Here is a 22,508-nt window from a genome sequence, read left to right on the forward strand (position 1 = left end):
GTTTGTTCTCCCCTTTTGGTTGAAAGTACCGGAGAAGATGCACGAGATGTGCCTGACAGGCTGTAATGAAAAACGGCCCGGTGACTTTCGCCGACCGGACCGTTTCAAGCACTTCCACCGCGCTTTAAAGCTGCTGCTGCACCCAGCCTGTTACGCCTGCGAGTGCGGCCGGCAGCTTGGCCGGTTCCGTGCCGCCCGCCTGCGCCATGTCGGGACGGCCGCCGCCCTTGCCGCCCACTTGCTGCGCGACGAAGTTGACGAGCTCGCCCGCCTTGACCTTCTTCGATGCATCCGCCGTCACGCCCGCGATGAGACTGACCTTGCCGCCTTCGACGGAAGCCAGCACGATAGCCGCGCTCTTGAGCTTGTCCTTCAGCTTGTCGACGGTTTCGCGCAGCGTCTTCACGTCCGCGCCTTCGAGTTGCGCGGCGAGCACTTGAACGCCCGCGACATCGACGGCTTGCGAAACGAGTTCATCGCCCTGGCTCGATGCGAGCTTCGACTTGAGCGCGCCCAGTTCCTTCTCCAGCGACTTCACGTGCTCCTGAACCTGCGCGATACGCTGCGTGAGTTCGGACGGTTGTGCCTTGAGGGCGCCCGCCGCCGCGTTGATACGCTGATCTAGCTCCTGCACATAGCGCACGGCATTGTCGCCCGTGATGGCTTCGACACGGCGAATGCCCGCCGCCACGCCGCCTTCCATCACGATCTTGAAGAGGCCGATGTCGCCCGTGCGCTGCACGTGTGTGCCGCCGCAGAGTTCGCGCGAAAAGCCCAGGTCCAGCACGCGCACCGTGTCGCCGTACTTCTCGCCGAAGAGCGCCATGGCGCCGCCCTTCACCGCTTCGTCGTAAGACATGACGCGCACGACGCCCGGCGCGTTCGCAAGCACTTCCTGATTGACGATCTGCTCGACGCGGCGGATCTCGTCGTCCGTCATCGGCGCGTTGTGTGCGAAGTCGAAGCGCGTCTTGTCGGCGTCGACGAGCGAGCCTTTCTGCTGCACATGTCCGCCGAGCACTTCGCGCAACGCCTTGTGCATCAAGTGCGTGGACGAGTGATTGCGTGCGGTGCGCGCGCGGCGGATGGCGTCGATCTGCGCCTTCACCACGTCGCCGACCTTGAGCGTGCCCTGCTCCACCGTGCCGTGGTGGCCGACGACATCGGCCTGAACCTTGAGCGTGTCTGCCACCGCGAAGCGCGCGGAGGCATTCGCGAGCACGCCCTGATCGCCCACCTGACCGCCGGATTCCGCATAGAACGGCGTGTGATCGAGCACGACGACCGCCTGTTGGCCCGCTTGCGCCTCGTTCACCGACGCGCCCTCCACATACAGCGCGATGATTTTCGCGTCGTCGAAGATTTCCTTCTCGTAGCCGTGGAACGTGGTCTTGGCGCCCGAGTATTCGAGGCCGGCCGCGAGCTTGAACTTGCCCGCCGCGCGCGCCTGATCGCGCTGACGCGCCATGGCGTCGTCGAAGGCGGGCTCGTCCACCGTCACGCCGCGTTCGCGGCATACGTCGGCCGTGAGATCGAGCGGGAAGCCGTAGGTATCGTGCAGCTTGAACGCGAGTTCGCCGTCCAGTTGCTTCACGCCCTTCTTGTCGAGTTCGGCCAGTTCGCCTTCGAGAATCGACATGCCGTGCTCGATGGTCTCGAAGAAGCGCTCTTCTTCCTGCCGCAGCACATCGGTGACGCGCTGTTGAGCATCGACAAGTTCGGGGTAAGCCGCGCCCATTTCCGCGACGAGGTCCGGCACGAGCTTGTGGAAGAACGAGCCGCGCCGGCCGAGTTTGTAGCCATGACGAATGGCGCGGCGCACGATACGGCGCAGCACGTAACCGCGGCCCTCGTTGCCGGGAATCACGCCATCGACGATCAGGAACGAGCACGCGCGGATATGGTCGGCAATGACCTTCAGCGAGTTGTTTTCCAGATCGGCCGTATGGGTCTCGCGGCCCGCGGCCTTGATGAGCGTCTGGAAGAGGTCGATCTCGTAGTTGCTGTGCACGTGCTGCAGCACGGCGGCGAGACGTTCGAGGCCCATGCCGGTATCGACGCACTGCTTGGGCAGCGGCGTCATGTTGCCTTGCGCGTCGCGGTTGAACTGCATGAACACGAGATTCCAGATCTCGATGAAGCGGTCGCCGTCTTCCTCCGGCGACCCCGGCGGGCCGCCCCAGATTTCCGGACCGTGGTCGTAGAACACTTCGGAGCACGGACCGCACGGTCCGGTGTCGGCCATTTGCCAGAAGTTGTCGGATGCGTAGCGCGCGCCCTTGTTGTCGCCGATGCGGATGATGCGTTCCGCCGGCACGCCGATTTCCTTTTCCCAGATGGCGTACGCTTCGTCGTCTTCCTGATAGACCGTGACGGTGAGCTTTTCCGGCGGCAGCATGTAGACCTTCGTCAACAGCTCCCAGCAGTAGTGAATGGCGTCGCGCTTGAAGTAGTCGCCGAACGAGAAGTTGCCGAGCATCTCGAAGAACGTGTGATGCCGCGCCGTATAGCCGACGTTCTCCAGATCGTTATGCTTGCCGCCCGCGCGCACGCTGCGCTGCGCGGTGGTTGCGCGCGAGTACGGCCGCGCTTCGGCGCCGAGGAACACGTCCTTGAACTGGACCATGCCCGAGTTGGTGAAGAGCAGCGTCGGGTCGTTGCCCGGCACGAGGCTCGACGAACGGACGATCGTATGTCCCTTCGATTCGAAAAACTTCAGAAATTTCTCGCGTATTTCGGCGGCTTTCATGGCGTACGGGGCGTTTTGCGTGTTCTGCTGGTTTTCTGACGAAGCCTTGGTAAAGCCCGTTTGAAGCCCTTCTGATGCGGGTTTCGGCAAGACTTAAGGCTATTCCGAGTAATTTTTGATTATACGGGATTCGCGGTGCCGAACCGGGGCGCGGCAGGCGTCTGCAACGGATAAAGCGCCCTCGCGCGCCCGTCCGTTCTATGCGACAGTCGCGTGGTCAGAAACCAGATCCGAGACGAGAGACACGACGCATGGGAGCACTCAGCCATATCCGCGTACTCGACCTGACCCGCGTGCTCGCGGGACCGTGGTGCGCGCAGACGCTCGCCGACCTGGGCGCGGAGGTCATCAAGATCGAGCGGCCCGAAACCGGCGACGACACCCGTCACTGGGGCCCGCCCTATCTCAAGAAGCCCGATGGCGAAGACACGCGCGAGGCCGCCTACTATCTCGCGGCGAATCGCAACAAGCGCTCGGTAACGGTCGATATCGCGAGCGACGAAGGTCAGCGGATCGTGCGCGCGCTGGCCGCTCGAAGCGATGTCGTGCTGGAGAACTACAAGGTCGGTCAGTTGAAGAAGTACGGGCTCGACTATGAATCGCTGAAAGAAGTGAAGCCGGATATCGTCTATTGCTCGGTAACAGGCTTCGGGCAGACCGGGCCATATGCGGAGCGCGCGGGCTACGATTTCATCATTCAGGGCATCGGCGGCTTCATGAGCATCACCGGCGAGCGCGACGGACAACCCGGCGGCGGTCCGCAAAAGGCAGGCGTCGCCATCGCCGACCTCATGACCGGCATGTACGCGACAGTCGGCGTGCTGGCGGCGCTCTCGCACCGGGATCGCACGGGCGAAGGGCAATATATCGACATGGCGCTGCTCGACGTGCAGGTCGCCATGCTCGCCAACATGAACACCAACTATCTCGCGAGCGGCAAGCCGCCGGTGCGCTGGGGCAACGCGCATCCGAACATCGTGCCGTACCAGACGTTTCAGACGAGCGATGGCTGGATCATCGTCGCGGTCGGCAACGACGGGCAGTTTCGCAAGTTCGTCGAGGCAGGCGCATGCGCGCATCTCGCCGACGATCCGCGCTTCGCGAAGAACCCGTCACGCGTGCGCAATCGCGACGTGCTCGTGCCGCTTCTCGCCGACATGGTCGCCACGCGCGGCAAGCACGAATGGCTCGCCGCGCTGGAAGCGGCGGGCGTGCCGTGCGGCCCGATCAACGATCTCGGCGAAGTGTTCGACGACCCGCAAGTGCTGGCGCGCAGGATGCGTATCGATCTGCCGCATCCGGAAGGCGGCGACGTGAAGCTCGTGGCAAGCCCCATCAAGATGAGCGCGACGCCGCCCGAAGCACGCACGCATCCGCCGATGCTCGGCGAACACACCACGAGCGTGCTCAAGGACGTGCTCGGTTACGACGATGCGCGCATTACGCAGTTGCGAAAGGGCAAGGTGATTTGAGCGCGATACGCCGGTATCAACGCGTTCCCGCGCCGATCAGCCCGCCCGCCGCCGCCCCGGCGATGGTCCCGAGCGGCCCGCCCGTGAGCACGTAGCCGAGCGCCCCGCCCGCGCCCGCGCCGATGGCCGCGTGAGCCTGTTGACGCGACACGCCCGCGCAGGCTGTGAGGCTCGTCACGAGCGCGGCCACCGCCGCGAGCTTGATGATCTTGTTCATGGTCGAATTCCCTGTGTTGTCGTTGTGTTGTCGTTGTGATGTCTTGTAGTCGCACCGCTTGCCGGCTTGCAACCCGACCGGCGAGCCGATCATAAAAGCCCGCGCGCCCCGCCCACAACGCGATTTACCTTCCGTTACCCTCGTTACGGTGACCGAATAAGTGCTTCACAGGTGTAACGCGGGAGCCGGAATATGCAGGCCGATCCGCAGCGCATGGAAAGGCGGCATCGGCGAAACCCGCGAGCGCCTGCCCGCGCGGGTTGCGTAAGGTAGAATCATCCCGATATACCTAGCATTCGAACGCGTTCCGAGCCGCGAGGAACGTTTCCCGAACCGATCACACGCGAGCGCATCCGTTGGCACTTCTTTTCGCATGAACACCGATCGCAACGACGCCCCGGCGCCATCCAATTTCATTCGCAACATCATCGAAGACGACAACCGTTCAGGTAAGTGGTCGCAGCGTGTCGAGACCCGCTTCCCACCCGAGCCGAACGGTTATCTGCATATCGGTCACGCGAAAAGCATCTGCGTGAACTTCGGGCTGGCCGCGGATTACGGCGGCGTATGCCATCTGCGTTTCGACGACACGAACCCCGAGAAGGAAAGCGTCGAGTACGTGGATTCGATCATCGACGCGGTCGAGTGGCTAGGCTTCGAGTGGAACAAGGACGGCCGCGAACACAAATACTTCGCGAGCGACTACTACGACAAGCTGTACGAATGCGCCGAGCTGCTCATCAAGAAAGGCCAGGCCTACGTCGATAGCCAGACCGCCGAGGAAATGCGCGCCACGCGCGGCTCGGCAACCGAAGCGGGCATCAACTCGCCGTATCGCGACCGCACGCCCGATGAAAACCTCGACCTCTTCCGCCGCATGAAGGCGGGCGAGTTCAAGGAAGGCGAGCACGTGCTGCGCGCGAAGATCGACATGGCGGCGCCGAACTTCAACATGCGCGATCCGGTCATCTACCGCATCCGCTTCGCGCACCACTACCGCACGGGCGACAAGTGGTGCATCTACCCGATGTACGACTACGCGCATTGCGTATCGGACGCGCTCGAAAACATCACGCACTCGCTGTGCACGCTGGAGTTCGAGGATCACCGGCCACTCTACGACTGGTTCCTGGCGCAACTCGCCGACGACGGCGTGTTCGCGCGTCCGCTGCCGCAGCAGATCGAATTCTCGCGCCTGAACCTGACGTATGCCATCACGAGCAAGCGCAAGCTCCTGCAACTCGTGCAGGAGAATCACGTGGACGGCTGGGACGACCCGCGCATGCCGACCATCGTGGGCGTGCGCCGCCGTGGCTTCACGCCGGAAAGCATCCGCTTGATGGTGGAGCGCGTGGGCGTGACCAAGGTCGATTCGTGGATCGACATGAGCGTGCTCGAAGGCGCGCTGCGCGACGATCTCGACGAGAAAGCCCCGCGCGCAATCGCGGTGCTCGATCCGCTCAAGCTCATCATCGACAATTATCCGGAAGGACAAAGCGAGGAATGCAGCGCGCCCGTGCATCCGCATCATGCTGAACGCGGCACGCGCAAATTCCCGTTCTCGCGCGAATTGTGGATAGAACGCGAAGACTTTCAGGAAACGCCGCAGAAGGGCTACTTCCGCCTTTTCCCCGGCAACAAGGTGCGGCTCAAGTACGGCTTCGTGGTGGAGTGCACGGGCGCGGACAAGGACGAGAACGGCAAGGTGATCGCCGTGCATTGCAACTACTTCCCGGACAGCAAGTCGGGCACGGACGGCGCGAACGCGTACAAGGTCAAGGGCACGATCCACTGGGTTAGCGCCGCGACGGCCTACGCGGCCGAAGTGCGGATCTACGACCGCCTGTTCAAGGAGCCGCAACCGGGCGCGGGTGGCGCGGAATTTCTGGATGCGTTGAATCCGGATTCGAAGCGCATCGTCAATGCGTTCCTGGAACCCAGCGCGCGCGAAGCCAGCGCCGAAGACCGCTTCCAGTTCGAGCGCCACGGCTATTTCGTCGCGGACCGTCTGGATTCGCAACCGGGCAAGCCGGTGTTCAACCGTATCGTCAGCTTGCGCGATAGCTGGGGCAAGCCTGCCTGAGCGTCGCCATTCTAGTTGCAGAGTAACGGGCGCCGCACGCAAGAGGCGGCGTCCGGTCCCGCATCCGCGGTGCGAACAAGACAAACAGAGGGCCAGCAACACGCGCTTCCAGCGAGGACATCCATGAAGCAGTACTCAAGCGCGCCGCGAGCGGGCGCGTTCCGGGTCATTGTCGGAAACGTTTGCATCGCGACGTCCGCCGCGCTGTCTTTCTGCTCTCCGGCATGGGCCGCCACGGCGAAAGAGCTCGCTTCCGCGCAGGCCGCCGTCGATCAGCTTCCGCCTTCGGCCACGCTGCGCAAGATCGCCGAGAACGGCGCGATCGTCCTGGGCGCGCGTGAATCGTCGGTGCCGTTTTCTTATCTGAACAAGCAGCAGCCGGTCGGCTACTCCTACGACATTGCGCTCAAAGTCGTCGATGAAGTGAAGCGCCGGCTCAACATGCCGAATCTCACGGTGAAGAACGTGGTCGTGACCTCGTCGAACCGCATCTCCTACGTGGTGAACAATCAGGTCGATCTGGAATGCGGCAGCACCGCGCATCTGGCCGAGCGCGATCCGCTGGTCGCGTTTTCCAACAGTTTCTTTCTGTACGGCATTCGCATGGTCGTGAAGCGCAAATCGGGCATTCGCGATTACGACGATCTCGCGGGCAAGACCGTCTCCACCACGGCAGGCACGTCGGACGAACGGCTGCTGCGGGAGATGAGCATCGAGCGCAAGCTGAATCTGCGTATCATCAGTGCGCGCGATCATGCCGAGGCATTTCAGGCGCTCAAGAGCGACCGCGCAGTCGCCTTCGTGATGGACGACCCGCTGCTCTACGGCAAGATCGCGCAGGAAGGCGCGGCGCGCCGCGACTACATGGTGACGGGCGAATCGCTTTCCAATGAATCGTACGGCTGCATGATGCGCAAGGGCGATCCCGAGTTCAAACGCATCGTCGACGATGTGATCGCCGGCATGCAGCGCTCGGGCGAAGCGAAGAAGCTCTACGACACCTGGTTCATGCAGCCCATACCGCCGGACGGCATCAATCTGCAGTTTCCGTTATCGGCGGACATGAAAGCGCTGTTCGCCAATCCGACCGACCATCTCGCCGAATGAATTCAGAGTGTGTCATGCAGTTCGGCCAATGACAGCGTGGTTTGAAAGAGCTTCGCGAGGCTGCGGCTCGCGAAGCTGTCCACGTCGGCGGGACTGACCCAGCGATAGCCGTCCATCTCGGGAATCATGGTGCCGTCGCTGTAGCGCGGAAAATACGATTCGCACACGCAGTCTTCGAGCTTCACTTCGTCGTCGCTCACGCGCACGGCGAAGAGATGCAAGTCCTTGTCGCGACGATACACAAAGCGTCCGAGGTCTTTGAGACGCGCGGCCGGCAGCACGATGCCCGTCTCCTCGCGCAACTCGCGCAAGGCCGCGTCGATAGGCGCCTCGCCGGGATCGCCCTGTCCTTTCGGCACGTCCCAATGCGTGGTTTCGGTCGCGTGGCACAGGAGCACGTCGCCCCGCGGGTTCAGGATCACCACGCCGCACGATACGGTACGGGCGGTCATCGCGCGACGGCTCCGTTCAACATGCAAACCCGCACGTCATTGCTTCTTGAGTTGCCACTTGCCGCTCGCCTGCTTGCAGGCAGACGGCGTCCAGGTCTGCGTCTGCCCCTTCGCAATGGCCACGATCTCGACCTTGCGGCACTTGAGACCGGCGTCTTCGAAGGTCTCGCGCGGCGTGATGGTGCCGTGGACCGGCACGGTATTGCCCGCGTCCTTGTTGTCCCAGTCGAGCGATTCGCCGTCTTTCTTGGTTTCGAGCGCGGTCTGCGCGGCGCGGTTGAGCGCCTGCAAGTCGCGCTGCTTCATGTAGGTGATGGGCGTGTTGTTCAGAAAACCGAGATTGGCCGCAAACGCCGAAGCGCTCGCGGCGACGAGCACGGTGGCCGTCAATGTCCGGATGCAGGCGCGCGCCAGCGGTCGATATTCGATCGGCATAGATTCTCCTCGTTGCAATGCGTTCGATACGGCGCCGTAGACGAGGCGCGTATGACGAGCGGCGGCAAAGCGCGCGCTCGGGCCTTTGAGGGCCGCAACGAGGATAGCATGACACAAGGCGATCGGCCGCCTTGCGGGCTATATCGCGGGCTTTAGTTCGATGCCGCCTTCATGTCCTGGATCGCCGTGCCCTTTTGCGAATTCTTGTCGGTGGCGGGATCGTAGCCGTCGGTGAGCGTGCCGAGGAAGGCGACCACGTCCTTGATCTCGGCTTCGTCGAGTGCGGGCTTGTCGCCGCGCTTGCGATCGAACGGCGCCTCGGTATTCACGTTCTCCCAGTACTTGCGCGGCAAATCGTCGAACTTTTGCACCGCGCCCTTCTTCGAGACCGGATAGAACTTCTCCGGGTTCGTATCGCGCTCGACATAGAAGCGCACGACTTCATCGAGCGAATGATAGATGCCGTTGTGGAAGAAGGTCTTGCGCGTCGCCACGTTGCGCAGCGACGGCGTGCGAAAGAGTCCGCAGAACTCGTCGCGGCCCTTCAGATCGGTGCGCTCGGGTCCGCATGCGCCCAGATCGTGAAAGTTCGGATTCTTGTTGATCGGCAATGCGCGATTGCGCGGCACGCCGATGGCGATCAGGCCGAAGTCGCTGAACTGCGGCGGTGTGCCGTCCTTCGCGCGCTGGCTGATATGACACGCCGCGCAATTGCCCTTGCTCTCGTCGTTGAAGAGCTGCAGGCCGTGCATCTCGGCGTCGTTGAGCTTTGCGCGGCCGGCAAGGAATGCGTCGAACTTGCTCGTGTAGGGGAAGAACTTCTGCGGCGTCTGCTCGAACGCTTCCAGCGAACTCAGCACGGAGGCGAACAGACGGTCGTCGCTATCGAATACGCTCGCACCGAACGCGCGGCGGACATCGTCCGCATACGGCGCCGCCCGGACCGCCGCCGCGACCTTCGCGGGCGTGCTGCCCATCTCGAACGACGACAGCAGCGGAATGCGCGCCTGGTCCGCGCCATGGTCCACGCGGCCGTCCCACGTCAGCCCGCCGGTCGGGCCGGCATCGACACTTTCGTCGCCTTCGTCGTCGGAATCGTGGAAGTGCTCGGCGAATTGCGGCACGGACTGCAAGTACTTGAGCGACGGCACCGCCCGAAAGCCAGGCCGATGCATATCGCTGCCGCCCAGCTGCACGGAGAACGCGTTAGGCGGACCGAAAGCATGACTCGGACTATGACAGGACGCACACGCGAGCTTGCCGGAGCCTGACAGCGACGGGTCCATGAAGAGCTTCTCGCCGACCGTCTGCATTGCCTTCACTTGCGCGAAAACCTCCGCGCGCGACTGCCCTTTCGATGGCGCGGCTTGTGCCGGAGCCGTTGCCAGATCGGCTGCGTGGGAATCGCATCCGCTCAACGCGACGGATGAGGCGGCCAGCAACAGGGAACATAAAACGAACGGCAGACGCATCGAAGGCATGGATTGCGGACGCATGAAATTGAAAGATGCCGCAGGGTATGACGCTCATGTGTCTCTCATGTGACAAGCGCCGACGCCGTCATACGGAGGGCCACGCATGATGGTTATTTCACCAACCTTACGCATTCGAAAGCGTTATTACATGTTCGCGTAATTGATCGTGGTCACACTTCGCACGCCGGCACTAAAAGGCACTTGAAGGCGTTTGCCGAAGTCGCCTGCATTCGGCGCCGGCTCCCCAACACAAGAGAGACCTCGATGAACAAGAAACTCGTTTGCGCAGTGCCGCTCGCATCGGCGCTGGCAATCGGCTTATACGCATGCGGCGGCGACGACCACCACGACAACGACATCTCGTCGGTGAAAAACGTCGTGGTCATCTACGCGGAAAACCGCAGCTTCGATAACCTCTACGGCAGCTTCCCCGGCGCGAACGGCTTGCAGAGCGTGACGGCGGCAAGCGCGCAGCAGCTCGACCGCGACGGCAGCGTGCTGCCGACCCTGCCGAAGATCTGGACGGGTCTGACGGCAACGGGCGTGACGCCTGCCGTCACCGAGGCGATGACGGCGAATCTGCCGAACGCGCCTTTCGCCATCGACGATCCGGCGGGCTTCAACACGCCGCTCTCGCTCACGACGCGCGACCTGTATCACCGCTTCTATGAAAACCAGATGCAGATCGACGGCGGCAAGAACGACAAGTTCGCCGCATGGGCGGATTCGGGCGGCATGGTGATGGGTCACTACAGCACGCCGCCGCAAAAGCTGCCGCTGTGGAAAGTCGCGCAGCAATACACGCTCGCCGACAACTTCTTCATGGGCGCGTTCGGCGGTTCGTTCCTGAATCACCAGTGGCTGGTTTGCGCGTGTACGCCGGTTTATCCGAACGCCGACAAGAGCGTGGCGAAGGCGTCGATCTCGGCGGTGAACGTGGATGGCGTGTCGCTCACGCTGGCGTCGAACTCGCCGGCCTCGGCGCTCACGGGCATTCCGAAGTTCGTCAACTCGGGCAATCTGACGCCCGACTTCTACGCGATCAACACAATGCAGCCGCCGTATCAGCCGAGCGGCAACACGCCGCCGACGGGTGGCGATCCGACGCTTGCCGACCCGAACGCCGCGACGACGCTGCCGCCGCAGACGCAGCAGCATATCGGCGACCTGCTGAACAACGCGGGCATCAGCTGGGCATGGTATGGCGGTTCGTGGGGCGCGGCGCTGGCGAGCCGTTCGGTGATCGGCGGCTCGGTGAATTCGGTGCCGAACTTCCAGACGCATCATCAGCCGTTCAACTACTTCGCCGATCTCGCGCCGGGTTCGACCAACCGCGCGCAGCATTTGCTCGACGGCGGCACGAACGGAACGGAGTTCATCAAGGCGATCGACGCGGGCACCTTGCCGCAAGTCTCGTTCTACAAGCCGCAGGGCAACCTGAACGAGCACGCGGGTTATACGGACGTGGCCTCGGGCGATCAACACATCGCCGACTTGATCACGCATCTGCAGAACAGTCCGCAGTGGAAGAACATGGTCGTGGTCGTGACGTACGACGAAAACGGCGGCTTCTGGGATCACGTCGCGCCGCCGAAGGGTGACCGCTGGGGTCCGGGCACGCGCATTCCGGCGCTCATCGTCTCGCCGTATGCGAAGAAGGGTTTCGTCGATCACACGCAATACGACACGACGTCGATCCTGCGCTTCATCACGAAGCGTTTCTCGCTGCCGACGTTGCCGGGTCTGGCTTCGCGCGATGCCGCGTTGAAGGCGAACGGCGCGCCCGCAATGGGCGACCTGACGAACGCGATGAACTTCTCGCAGTGATAAGTCTCCGAGCTTGACCGGCGGGCCGCCTCTTGCGGCCCGTTTTTCATGCGCCCGCGAAAAGCGACGCCAGATCGCTGCTGCGCTGGCCGCCCGCCTCGGTCAGCACACGCGCCTCGAGTTCATCGATATGCTCGCGCATGACGGCAAGCGCGGTGTGCAGATCGCCGGCTTCAAGCGCATCGACGAGACGCCCGTGTTCGTCGGATGCGCAATTCGACACCTTCGACGGATCGAACAACGCTTTATACAGCTCCGTCCTGGCGACGAGCCGCGCGAGAAACGCCTCGACTTCCGGCGTGCCCGCGAGCTGCGCAAGCAGCAGATGGAACTGTCCCGCGAGCCGCACGCATTCTTCCACGACGCCGGTTTTGAGCGCGCGCTGCTCGCTCTTCACATGCGCACGCAACGCACGCTTTTGCGGCGTCTTGAGCGCGCCGCACAGGCTCGCCACGATGCCCGCCTCCACCACTTGCCGCGCACGATAGACCTCGCGAATATCATCGACGGAAGGCGACGGCACGAACGCGCCGCGATTGACTTCGAGCGTGAGCTTGCCTTCCGCGCCAAGCCGCGCGAGCGCCTTGCGAACGGCGCCGCGCGTGCAGTCGAACGCCGCCGCGAGTTCGCGCTCGACGAGTTGCGCGCCCGGCGCGAGCTTGCCCTGCAAGAGCGCGGAAGCGACCGCGCCGTAGACGCGCTCTTCCGGTGAAATGTCCTTTTGCGATGCCATGAATGCGTGCGGTGCTTGTTGTTGATCCGCATTGTAGCGAGTGCCCGGCAAATACGGGTTATCAGCGATGCCGCGATTTTGGTTGACCAATATTTGCTAATATGGTCAACCAAACAGGAGGCTCTCGGGTATGAAACCGGCAATCTGGATTATCGGCGCACGGCCGTTCGGCGGCGATTCCGTGGACGTCTGCGTGCGCGCGCGCACCATCGACTCCATCGCGCCGCATGGCGAAAAGACGCCTGCCGCGAGCGATACGGTCGTCGACGGCGCGGGCATGTTGCTGCTGCCTGGCTTCGTCGAAGGCCACACGCATCTCGACAAGACCACGTGGGGCATGCCGTGGTATCGCAATGCGGTGGGGCCGCGTCTTGTCGATCGCATCGAGAACGAGCGGCGCTGGCGCGCCGAGAGCGGTCACGATGCGGCCGAAGCGTCGCGCGCGCTCGCGCTGGCATTTCTGCGTCAGGGCACGACGCGCATTCGCACCCACGTCGATATCGATACCGACGCCGGCCTGCGTCATCTGGAAGGGGTCGCCGCCACGCGCGCCGCGCTCGCCGATGTGCTCGACATGCAGATCGTCGCGTTCCCGCAATCCGGTGTGACGACGCGCGCGGGCACGCGCGAGCTGCTCGATACCGCATTGCGAAGCGGCGCGGACGTGCTCGGCGCGCTCGACCCGGCAGCCATCGACGGCGATCCCGCTCTCTCGCTCGACATCACCTTCGCGCTCGCCACGAAGCACGACAAGCCGATCGACATTCACCTGCACGAACCCGGCGATCTCGGCGCCTTCACCTTCGATCTGCTGCTCGATCGCGTAAAGGCGCTTGGCTTCGAGGGGCGCGTCGTGGTGAGTCACGCGTTTTGTCTGGGCCAGTTGCCCGATGCGCGGCGCCACGCGTTGCTCGAACGCATCGCGCGCCTGAATGTGGCGCTGCTCACCACGGCGCCCGCCTCCGTGGCCGTTCCGCCGTTTCGCGAGGCGCGCGCGGCGGGCGTGACGCTCTTCGGCGGCAACGACGGCATCCGCGATACATGGACGCCCTTCGGCTCGCCCGACATGCTCGAACGCGCGATGCTCATCGCGATGCGTTTCGACCTGCGCCGCGACGACGATCTCGCCGCAGCCTTCGCATGCGTATCGAGCGAAGCGGCACGCGGTTGCGGCTTCGCGGATTATGGCCTTGCCGCGGGCATGCGCGCGGACCTCGTGCTCGTCGATGCCGAAACGGTCGCGCAGGCCGTCGCCATGCGCCCCGCTCGCCGCTTCGTGATGTCGAACGGCACGATCATTCCCGCGGACTTCACGCGATGAAAGCACGCGCATCGAACCTTGTATGGCTGGCGGTGATCGTCGCAATCGGTTTGAATCTGCGGCCGCTGCTCACGTCGATCAGTCCGCTGATGAACGTGATCCTGCCCGCCACCGGCTTGTCGTTTCGTGGCGCTTCACTGCTCACCGGCCTGCCCGTGGTCGCCATGGGCGTCTGCGCATTCGGGGCGAGCGCGCTGACCCGGGCTATCGGCAATGCGCGTGGCGTGGCTATCGGGCTCGTGGCGATCGTCGCGGCGTGCGCGGCGCGTGTTTTCGCGGGCGAAGCGGCGGCGTTGATCGCAAGCGCGGCGGTCGCGGGCACGGGCGTCGCGGTCATTCAGGCGCTTCTGCCCGGTGTCATGAAAACGCGCTTCGCCGCGCGCCTGCCCTTTGCGATGGGCCTCTACTCCGCATCGATCATGGCGGGCGGCGGACTCGGCGCGAGCATCACGCCCAACGTGGCCGCGCTCGCAAGCTGGCAAACAGGTCTCGCTGTCTGGGCGATACCCGCGCTCATCGCGCTCGCGTTGTGGCTGCTTCTGATGCGCGCGGATGCCTTGCCTCGTCCCGCCGTCACACGCGATACGACTTCTAAGCCTTCGCTCTTTTCGAATCGTCGCGCGTGGGCGCTCGGCGTGTTTTTCGGGCTCGTCAACGGCGGCTATACGAGTCTTGTCGCTTGGTTGCCCGCGTACTATCAACAACTCGGTCAGGGCGTCCGCGAAAGCGGCACGCTGCTCGCGTTGCTCACGGTGTTTCAGGCGTCGTCCGCGCTGCTCTTGCCGATGGCGGCCGCTCGCTTCGGACGCGCTCGCGACCGGCGCGCGTGGATCGCAGCCGGCCTTGCCGCTCAACTCGCGGGATTCGGCTTGCTGCTGTACGCGCCGCTCGCGTTGCCCGTTCTGGTCGTGGCGTTGCTCGGCGCGGGACTCGGCGGCGTGTTTTCGCTCACGCTCGTATTGACGCTCGATCACGCCGACGACCCCGAACTCGCCGCGCGTCTCGTCGCGTTCGTGCAGGGCGTGGGCTTCGTGATCGCGGCGGCAGCGCCGGTGATTGCCGGCATCGTGCGCGACGCAAGCGGCGGCTTCGCGATGTCGTGGGCCATGCTCGCGGCGAGCCTCATCGCGATGATCGCGCTCAATGCCGTGTTCGGCCCGCTGAGCTATGCGCGCGCGATGCAGCGTCAGCGTGCGGACTTCAACGCACCGCGTGGCACGCGAAGTATTCGTCGAGCAGATCCGTCATCTGCCACACGGGGCACGGGCGGCGGCAATGCCCGTCGTAGCCCGCTTCCTTGAGACGCCCGAGCGGCTCTTCGGGAAGAAAGCTGCTCATCGCGATGATCAGGCGGCCCGCGTCGTCGTCCTGACGGCGCACTTCGCGCACGAGTGCATAGTTGGCGCAGCCACCGATGCGCGTATCCAAGAAGACCAAATGCGGCCGCCACTCCTCGACGATGCCCTTGAGCGATGTCGCATCGATGGCAAGCTGCGTCGGAAATCCCTTCAGCTCGAACAACGACACGAGCGATATGCCGAGCGCCCGCTCCGCGTACGCGACGAGCACGCGCCGCGCATCCGGCCGCACCCGCAGCTTCTTGCGATTCCAAAGCGAGCACTGAGCTGGACTGGTTTCGTATGCTCGATTATTCACGTCATCCTCTGGCGACACAGGTTTGCCAGCCGCACACGCGGTGCATCCAATGCGCCATGTTGGGGCGCAAATGCATCCTGGGTGTGCAGCGCAAGTGTTGTACGAACCGGTTAATCCAGCCAAAGCCAGCCAATTTCAGCCGGAGCCTTGGCCCGTGGGGCGTTCGTCGGCGCGGTGAAGCAACGTGAGAAAACATAGGGCAGGAAGCGGGCCAGAACGAATGCCGACCCCGCGCGCAAAACCGCTGAAATGTCTGACTAATTCGCGCTAATCGGGCGAAAAAGCACATATCGCTTTTTCTTGACGTGCTCTCTAAACCAGCCTATAACCATCCATATGGATGGTCAAAGGATGGAAGAAACGAATTCATGGCGAGGCAAATCTTGGATGCCGCACGTTCCAAAGGCGGCGAAACGGAAAAAATCACGATCAATCTTGGCCCGGTGGATCTCGGCCAAATCGATCTGCTCGTGGAAGAAGGTTTCTATTCGAACCGCACGGATCTGATCCGTACGGCTATCCGCAACCAGCTCTCGGTGCATGCCGTGGTCGTCAAGGAAACGGCGACGCGGCGCGCCCTCGTGCTGGGACTTCAATACTTCTCGAAGCAGGATCTGGAAGCGGTGCGCGCGGCCAATGAAAGGCTCAAAATTCAGGTACTGGGTCTTGCCAGCATTGCCGCCGACGTCTCCCCGGAACTTGCCCTTGCCACCATCGAATCGATACTGGTTCGCGGTGCGCTGCACGCATCGCCGGCTGTGAAAGCGGCGCTTGCAGATCGAATCCGCTGACCTGCCGATGCAGGCCGGAAACGACTACGGAAACCATGATGAAACTGAACGAAGGATTTCTCGACTCCATGAAAGAGGCGTTCGAACGCTTTCGCAATAGCGACAGCAGCGGCGCCGTCGAGGTCGTCAAGCGCGCGATGCGCGGCGCCACGCACGCAACGCACGCGTCTGACGCATCGGATGCTTTCGTCAAGGCACCGCCGCAACCAGCGCCCGCCTCTGCACCGGACGCCGAAGATCGCGGACACTTCAGCACGCGGCGCTTCACGGGCGCGGCCGGTCAGCGCGACTACAAACTCTATGTGCCGGCCGGTTATCGCGATGAGCCGTTGCCGCTCATCGTCATGCTGCACGGCTGTACGCAAAACGCCGACGACTTCGCGGCCGGCACGCAAATGAACGCGCTTGCCGACGCGCACAACTGCATCGTCGTCTATCCGGTTCAGCCGCAAAGCGCGAATCCGTCGAAGTGCTGGAACTGGTTCAAGTCGTCGGATCAGCAACGCGACGGCGGCGAACCGTCGATCATCGCGGGAATCACGCGTGAAGTCATGGCGAGTCATCGCGTGGACCCGAAACGCGTCTACGTCGCGGGCTTGTCCGCCGGCGGCGCAATGGCGGCGATCATGGCGCAGCGCTATCCGGATCTCTATGCAGCGGCGGGCGTGCACTCCGGCCTTCCCGTGGGTGCCGCGCACGATCTGCCGTCCGCGCTCGCAGCAATGCGCGGCGGTCAGGGCAACGCCGCGAACCAGCGCGCGGGAGGCGGAGCGCAGTGCCCGTTGATCGTCTTTCACGGCGATGCCGATGCCACGGTGAATTACGCCAACGCCCACAAGCTCGTCGACGATTTCACCGCAAGCGGTTCCGACCGCGAGATGCACGACGGCATGGCCGGCGCACGCAAATACACGGTCCAGCGCTTGAAGTCGGCAAACGGGAAAATCGCGGAGTTATGGACCATTCACGGCGCGCCGCACGCATGGTCAGGCGGCAGCACGCGCGGAACCTACACCGATCCGGCCGGACCTGACGCTAGCGCCGAGATGCTGCGTTTCTTCCTCGCGCATCCGAGGAGTTGATCGCCGCGCAACGGTTCGGGCGGCGCAGTCCGCGCGGTTCGGATTCGGGTCTTTGCCGCGACGAGAATCATGACGTCGCTGGCGGGGCTTGAACCAATCGCTTTGCCTCGACACATGTCCTTGACGTTTCAGAGGTCGAGAAACGAGCGCAGCTTGTCGGCGCGGCGGGGATGCATCAGCTTGCGTATGGCCTGGCTTTCTATCTGGCGAACGCGCTCGCGCGATACGCCCAGATGCGAGCCCAGTTCGCCCAGCGTGAATTCGGATACCGTGTCTATTCCAAAGCGCATGCGCAGCACACGCGCCTCGCGTGGCGAAAGCGCGTTGAGCGCGTCGTCGATGGCGGCGCGCATGTCCGCGTGCACGGCGGCATCGAGCGGCGATTGCGCGTTCGTGTCCTCGATCATGTCGCCGAGCGTGGCGTCGGCGTCATCGCTTGCAGGCGTTTCCAGCGAGATGAGATGCAACGCGATCTTCTGGATACCGCTGATTCTCTCCTTCGGCAACTCCATGCGTTCGGCGAGCACCGCAGGCTGCGCGGGCCGTCCGGTCTGCTGCATGATCTCGCGTGAAATGCGATTGAGCCTGTTGATGGTTTCGACCATGTGCACCGGAACGCGAATGGTGCGCGCCTGATCCGCGAGCGCGCGCGTGACCGACTGCCGAACCCACCACGTCGCATAAGTCGAAAACTTCCAGCCACGCCGATATTCGAACTTGTCGACGGCTTTCATCAGACCGATATTGCCTTCCTGAATCAGGTCTAGAAAGTGCACGCCCCGGTTCACGTATTTCTTGGCAATCGAAATGACGAGGCGCAAATTGGCCTCGATCATCTCGGCCTTCGCGCGTCTCATGCGCGACTCGGCCGCGAGCATCTGACGGCTGGTTTGCTTGAGCCTTTGCAACGGCATCGCGGCGCTCGATTCAAGCTCGATCAGCTTGTGCTGCTCGGTCTGGATGGCCGGAAGACTGCGGTAGAGCGACGCGCCGTACTCATGCGAGTTCGCTGCCGCAGCCGTATTGGCGGTCCACTCGAGATCGGTTTCATGACCGGGAAACGACGCCACGAATTGCTCGCGCGGCATGCCGCAATAATCGATCGCAATGGACGATATGCGCCGCTCGACCATGCGAACTTGCGCGACTCGCTGCTGCATGTCGGCACAAAGCCGATCCACGGTCCGATTGGTAAAACGAATGCGCGCGAGTTCGGTGCGGATGCTCGTATCTGCAAGCGGGCTTTGGATTGCATCAACAGCCATGCGGTCGAAGGATTTTTCGACACGCGCAAAGATGGCCAGGCTGTCGTTCGTGAGCCGACTCAGCCTTTCCTGCTCGGCGCGGTCGGAGTCTTCGAGACTGGTTTCTTCGTCGGCATCGCTCGGTGCGTTGGGCTCACTGGACTCATTGGGCGCATTGGACGCATTGGACGCATTGGACGCATTGGACGCATTGGACGCATTGGACGCATTGGACTCATTGGACTCATTGGGCGCCTGCGCGAACGGCATTGCGTCCGCATCGTCCTTGTCGTCGATGCCATCGACGAATTCATCGATCGACAGCGTGCCCGCCTCGACCTGCGCCGCGCTGGCAAGGATCAGCGAGATGGTCGCGGGGCACGCTGCAATTGCCTGGATCATCTCGTGAAGACTGTCTTCGATACGCCGCGCAATCTCGATCTCCGCCGCGCGCGTCAGCAATTGCTTCGCGCCCATCTCGCGCATATACATGCGCACGGGATCGGTCGTGCGGCCGAACTCGGAATCCACCGTCGACAAGGCGACTTCGACATCCTCGTCGGAGTGGTCCTCGAGCATGGCGACGGCGGTCGCGTCGTTCAGAAGCAGGGGTTCGGTGTCGGGCGCCTGTTCAAAGACCGCGACGCCCATGTCGTTGAAGGTTCGAGCAATGGCTTCTCGCGCGGCTTTCTGCGCGAAGTCGCCGGGAAGATGGTCGTTGATCTGCGCATGCGTGACGAAGCCCTGATCCTTGCCCATCTGGATGAGCGCGCGTATTTCACGCTGCCGCGTGTCGTCTTGTGCGGCTTCGGCGTAGGCAGCCGCCGAAACGACGGCAAGCGCCGGCTTGCCCTTGCGCACGCGTGAGGCGCGCGCTTTCCGCATCGTCCTGATGGGATTTTCAGGCAGGTCTTTCGTCGCGTCTTCCTGATTGAAACTGGCCATTCTTTCTCCGCTGCAAGCATGCTTGGCGATGTGAGACGTTAGCCAGAGGCACGAAGGCCTGCGCAGACGGAATCACGGGGTTTCGATAGACCCGATGCGGACACTAGCCGAAGCGAGCGTCGAGCCAGTCTTGCGCCCACTTTTTAGCGAAGGCGACTGCATCGTCACGCGAGTCGAAGCCAGCGAGATCGCCGCTCGATAGGACATCGGATTCGCTGCCGTCCGCGTTGGTGGTGATGATTCGCGCATGCGCCATATATTCTCCGTCGGCCCTGCGCGGTGTCGGGTCGATGCGAAAGCGGGCTCGCGTAATCTCCATGGCGTCTCCTGGTTGATTGCCGTGAGGCGCCCTGGCATCACAGCTCTTAGCTAAAGCACATTCAGGCTTAGGGAAAAATCATGCAGGCGCGACGTCTCCCGATCTGCTCGATCGATCATTCAGTCGAAGAACGTTCTGTCTTGCGGACATTGATCGATCATCTGTTCCGCATAAGCAGTCGATGCGCGGCGCGCGTCACCCGCGCTTTGAAAAGGCTCGTCCATGCTAAGCCTGAAAACACGACTGCGCGCCACGCCAGTCTCGACTTGCGGTTCCTGAATGCGCACGGCGGCGTCGAATCCCTCGTCGTAGTTATGACCATGACCGGAATCTGCGGGCCTATGCGAGAAAACGAGCGGATAAATTTCAAGGCCGCGATATAGGCGGAATTCAACTGTCATGGGATGACCTCGCGCCGCCGTGGGCGGCATATCAATGATGGAGCGTGGAGCAATATCGGCGCTGTTCGCGATGTCGGCGACGTCTATGCAACTGACCGCAACGACTGACCGCATTGCACGGTCTCCGATAATAGGCCGATCCCGTCAGGGCCCACCGTGAGAGCAACGTATGCGGTTTTCACACAAAGTCGCGACTCAATCGGCCAAGCCCATCCTACGCGCTTTAGTGATTTTGTACAGCGAAAGTTTCAGTACCGGCGTTCAATGATCTTATCTGTCTATCATCGCGCGACCTGCATCGCGCACCCCGCCAAAAAGCGCGCGAACTCACCCGACCGAAAGCGCGTCATGTTCCGCATCTTCCGGTGTCGCGGCTTCGAAATACATATGGCGCTGACGTTCGTTTGCGAAAGACTTGTATGACGTGAGTTTGCGGATCAAGCACAGCGGCAACTCGAGTGCGCCCGGGTAGTGCGGCAGCGATCACGCGCGGCTCGTCTTGTCTCATCGCCGAAAGCGCGGGACAAGCCGCTATCGACTTTTTGCCCCGGCCAATAGCCGCGAAGCAGCCGCCCGAAATGTCTTGACCCTGCCGAATTGACTGCGTATCGTCGGCTGGACACGCTTCGAATTTATCTTTTGCCCGCGCGCCTTTGCAGCTTTCTGCCCTCCCCTTGAATGCGCGTCTCTTTCTCGGCTTGAACGGTCGACAGGATAATCGGGGAGTACTGATGATATCGACGCGGTATTTCGACTTGTCCCGAGTTCACATCGCTGATGCGTGGCGCCGATGTTTTCTTCACGCTTGCTTGCAAACGCGCGGCAAGAAACGCAAAGCGCCATTCGATCACATCACGCCGTCCCGACTCTGATGAATACCGACTCCATCGAACTCTATGTAAGCCCGAACGGCGATAAATGGCTGTTGCATACCGGCGCGGACAAAATGCCCGTGGTTCGACATGTGCCGAATGCCGCATCGGGAGGACGCGTATCCGAGTTATCGCTGGATGCGTTTTTGTCTTCGGGTGAAGCCGCGCCGCAGCGTGACGCTTTGCTTGAACTCGTCGGGAGAATGATTCCGCGCGAGCAACCCGATAAGCCCGCCACGTTCAAGCCCGCGGCCGAAGCGCTGCTCCTTACTGCGGCCCGGGTCCGCACGTTCGTGCAAGAGCGTCATCTAACGAATGCGAGTGGCTTTTTCTTTGCTCGCGATCAGCGCCTGTTTCTCGTCACGAGCCGTCACGTCGTCACCGATAAACCGAGCCAGCATTTTCCCGATCGTATCGAGATCGAATTGCACACAGACCGCGACAACCTCGGTGCATCGACGTGGTTCAACCTGCCGTTGTATGCACAGAGCGTGAGTCTCTGGCGCGATGGGTCGGACGACGGCGGCGCGATCGACGTCGCCGTGCTGGAGATTCGTCGCGACCGGTTGCCCGTAACGGCGGTGTTCGAGGCGTTCGGGCCGGAGCATCTTCCCTCGCCCGAAGATGTCATGCCAACGGGCGCGTCCGTGCTGATCGTCGGCTTCCCGCTTGGTTTTCACGACTCGCTGCATCATTTGCCGGTGGTGCGGCAAGGCATTATCGCGTCGGCATTCGGCCTGCGCTTTCAGGGCAAGGGATGCTTCATCACGGATGCACGCACGCATCGCGGAACGAGCGGCGCGCCTGTGGTCATGAGCAATCCGTCGATGGCGAACACGAGCACGGGTGCGAGCTTGCCGTGGGTGTTGCTCGGCATTCATTCATCGACCATCGACATGGGAACAAGAGACGTCCACGCCGATGAAAGCCTCGGTCTCAACAGCGCGTGGTACTCGGACATTCTGATGACACTGACGAGCGATCATCCGCGCGTGGCGAAGGAACCAGCCGAAAAGACATGACTCGATTCGGATCGCCAAGTAATCATTCCGCTCGCAGCGGATGACGAAGTTCACGCTTGGCGAGTGCGACGAACACAGCGAATGGTCGTCGAAAATACGGCGGAACGATTTGCAAAAAGATGCGCCTGAACGCGCTTCGGAACAACCGCTGATTCTGGCCCGCCCTACACGACTCGAACGTGTGACCTACGGCTTAGAAGGCCGTTGCTCTATCCAGCTGAGCTAAGGGCGGTTACGAGGAACCACTTGAGACATGGGCGCGTGGCAGGCCAAGCGAGACCGGCCACACCCAAGAGAGCGAGGAT

At 62.7% G+C, this 22,508-nt stretch carries 19 protein-coding genes and 1 tRNA gene; 9 read left to right on the plus strand and 11 right to left on the minus strand.

From position 1 onward, the window contains the following. Positions 1-124: 124 nt before the first annotated feature. Positions 125-2,749 carry an alanine--tRNA ligase gene (gene alaS, locus NCR40_RS09085; RefSeq protein ID WP_250509269.1) on the minus strand — a complete coding sequence of 875 codons (2,625 nt, stop codon included), beginning with the start codon at positions 2,747-2,749 and terminating at the stop codon, positions 125-127. Positions 2,750-3,000: 251 nt separating this feature from the next. Here alaS and NCR40_RS09090 point away from each other — a divergent pair, with 251 nt between their 5' ends. Further along, positions 3,001-4,221: a CaiB/BaiF CoA transferase family protein gene (locus tag NCR40_RS09090; protein WP_250509270.1), complete on the plus strand. Its 1,221-nt coding sequence runs from the start codon at positions 3,001-3,003 to the stop codon at positions 4,219-4,221. A gap of 16 nt (positions 4,222-4,237) precedes the next feature. On the opposite strand, the gene NCR40_RS09095 is transcribed toward NCR40_RS09090, so the two are convergent. Next, positions 4,238-4,438, minus strand: coding sequence for an ornithine carbamoyltransferase (locus NCR40_RS09095; RefSeq protein WP_244825697.1), 201 nt, complete (start codon positions 4,436-4,438; stop codon positions 4,238-4,240). Positions 4,439-4,811: 373 nt separating this feature from the next. On the opposite strand from NCR40_RS09095, the gene NCR40_RS09100 reads away from it, so the two are divergent. Both NCR40_RS09100 and NCR40_RS09105 read left to right on the plus strand, forming a co-directional pair. Then, entirely contained in the window at positions 4,812-6,521 is a 1,710-nt protein-coding gene (locus NCR40_RS09100) for a glutamine--tRNA ligase/YqeY domain fusion protein (protein ID WP_244825698.1), read from the plus strand. Between the two features lie 123 nt (positions 6,522-6,644). Further along, the gene (locus NCR40_RS09105; RefSeq protein ID WP_244825699.1) at positions 6,645-7,628 is read left to right on the plus strand and encodes a transporter substrate-binding domain-containing protein; all 984 of its coding nucleotides are present in this window, start codon (positions 6,645-6,647) and stop codon (positions 7,626-7,628) included. 2 nt (positions 7,629-7,630) lie between these two features. Here NCR40_RS09105 and NCR40_RS09110 read toward each other — a convergent pair whose 3' ends face one another. The 3 genes from NCR40_RS09110 to NCR40_RS09120 form a co-directional block, all read right to left on the minus strand. Beyond that, a complete protein-coding gene (locus NCR40_RS09110; protein ID WP_250465229.1) occupies positions 7,631-8,080 on the minus strand; it encodes an NUDIX hydrolase in 450 nt (149 codons plus the stop codon). 36 nt (positions 8,081-8,116) lie between these two features. After that, positions 8,117-8,515, minus strand: a complete 399-nt coding sequence (locus NCR40_RS09115; RefSeq protein ID WP_244825701.1) for an RT0821/Lpp0805 family surface protein — start codon at positions 8,513-8,515, stop codon at positions 8,117-8,119. A gap of 152 nt (positions 8,516-8,667) precedes the next feature. Further along, positions 8,668-10,011, minus strand: a complete 1,344-nt coding sequence (locus NCR40_RS09120) for a cytochrome-c peroxidase (protein WP_250509271.1) — start codon at positions 10,009-10,011, stop codon at positions 8,668-8,670. Positions 10,012-10,254: 243 nt separating this feature from the next. Between NCR40_RS09120 and NCR40_RS09125 the strand changes: the two genes are divergently transcribed. Beyond that, a complete protein-coding gene (locus tag NCR40_RS09125; protein ID WP_250509272.1) occupies positions 10,255-11,817 on the plus strand; it encodes an acid phosphatase in 1,563 nt (520 codons plus the stop codon). Positions 11,818-11,863: 46 nt separating this feature from the next. Here the strand turns inward: NCR40_RS09125 and NCR40_RS09130 are convergent, their stop codons facing one another. Continuing rightward, positions 11,864-12,550: a GntR family transcriptional regulator gene (locus NCR40_RS09130; protein ID WP_250492607.1), complete on the minus strand. Its 687-nt coding sequence runs from the start codon at positions 12,548-12,550 to the stop codon at positions 11,864-11,866. 130 nt (positions 12,551-12,680) lie between these two features. On the opposite strand from NCR40_RS09130, the gene NCR40_RS09135 reads away from it, so the two are divergent. Together NCR40_RS09135 and NCR40_RS09140 are read left to right on the plus strand one after the other, a co-directional pair. After that, positions 12,681-13,871, plus strand: coding sequence for an amidohydrolase family protein (locus tag NCR40_RS09135; protein WP_250509273.1), 1,191 nt, complete (start codon positions 12,681-12,683; stop codon positions 13,869-13,871). Beyond that, complete coding sequence (locus NCR40_RS09140) at positions 13,868-15,172, plus strand: cyanate transporter (protein ID WP_250509274.1); 1,305 nt, start codon at positions 13,868-13,870, stop codon at positions 15,170-15,172. Before NCR40_RS09135 ends, NCR40_RS09140 begins: the two co-directional genes overlap by 4 nt. Here NCR40_RS09140 and NCR40_RS09145 read toward each other — a convergent pair. After that, the gene (locus NCR40_RS09145; RefSeq protein WP_244825711.1) at positions 15,072-15,527 is read right to left on the minus strand and encodes a response regulator; all 456 of its coding nucleotides are present in this window, start codon (positions 15,525-15,527) and stop codon (positions 15,072-15,074) included. The genes NCR40_RS09140 and NCR40_RS09145 overlap by 101 nt on opposite strands. Before the next feature lie 368 nt (positions 15,528-15,895). On the opposite strand from NCR40_RS09145, the gene NCR40_RS09150 reads away from it, so the two are divergent. Next, positions 15,896-16,318 carry a ribbon-helix-helix domain-containing protein gene (locus NCR40_RS09150; RefSeq protein ID WP_244828079.1) on the plus strand — a complete coding sequence of 141 codons (423 nt, stop codon included), beginning with the start codon at positions 15,896-15,898 and terminating at the stop codon, positions 16,316-16,318. Between the two features lie 38 nt (positions 16,319-16,356). Then, on the plus strand, positions 16,357-17,400 hold the full coding sequence (locus NCR40_RS09155; RefSeq protein WP_250509343.1) for an extracellular catalytic domain type 1 short-chain-length polyhydroxyalkanoate depolymerase: 1,044 nt from the start codon (positions 16,357-16,359) through the stop codon (positions 17,398-17,400). A gap of 128 nt (positions 17,401-17,528) precedes the next feature. On the opposite strand, the gene rpoD is transcribed toward NCR40_RS09155, so the two are convergent. From rpoD to NCR40_RS09170, 3 genes are all read right to left on the minus strand, one after another. Next, positions 17,529-19,589, minus strand: a complete 2,061-nt coding sequence (gene rpoD / locus NCR40_RS09160; protein WP_250509275.1) for an RNA polymerase sigma factor RpoD — start codon at positions 19,587-19,589, stop codon at positions 17,529-17,531. Between the two features lie 103 nt (positions 19,590-19,692). After that, positions 19,693-19,908 (minus strand): hypothetical protein, encoded by a 216-nt coding sequence (locus NCR40_RS09165; protein ID WP_244825715.1) that lies wholly within the window; start codon positions 19,906-19,908, stop codon positions 19,693-19,695. 119 nt (positions 19,909-20,027) lie between these two features. After that, entirely contained in the window at positions 20,028-20,309 is a 282-nt protein-coding gene (locus tag NCR40_RS09170) for a hypothetical protein (protein ID WP_244825717.1), read from the minus strand. An 871-nt stretch (positions 20,310-21,180) separates the two neighbouring features. On the opposite strand from NCR40_RS09170, the gene NCR40_RS09175 reads away from it, so the two are divergent. Continuing rightward, the gene (locus NCR40_RS09175) at positions 21,181-22,203 is read left to right on the plus strand and encodes a S1 family peptidase (protein ID WP_250509276.1); all 1,023 of its coding nucleotides are present in this window, start codon (positions 21,181-21,183) and stop codon (positions 22,201-22,203) included. A 155-nt stretch (positions 22,204-22,358) separates the two neighbouring features. Here NCR40_RS09175 and NCR40_RS09180 read toward each other — a convergent pair. Next, positions 22,359-22,435: transfer RNA gene (locus tag NCR40_RS09180), tRNA-Arg, on the minus strand. Between the last annotated feature and the right edge of the window lie 73 nt (positions 22,436-22,508).

Source organism: Caballeronia sp. GACF4, assembly GCF_023631025.1.
Taxonomy (GTDB): domain Bacteria; phylum Pseudomonadota; class Gammaproteobacteria; order Burkholderiales; family Burkholderiaceae; genus Caballeronia.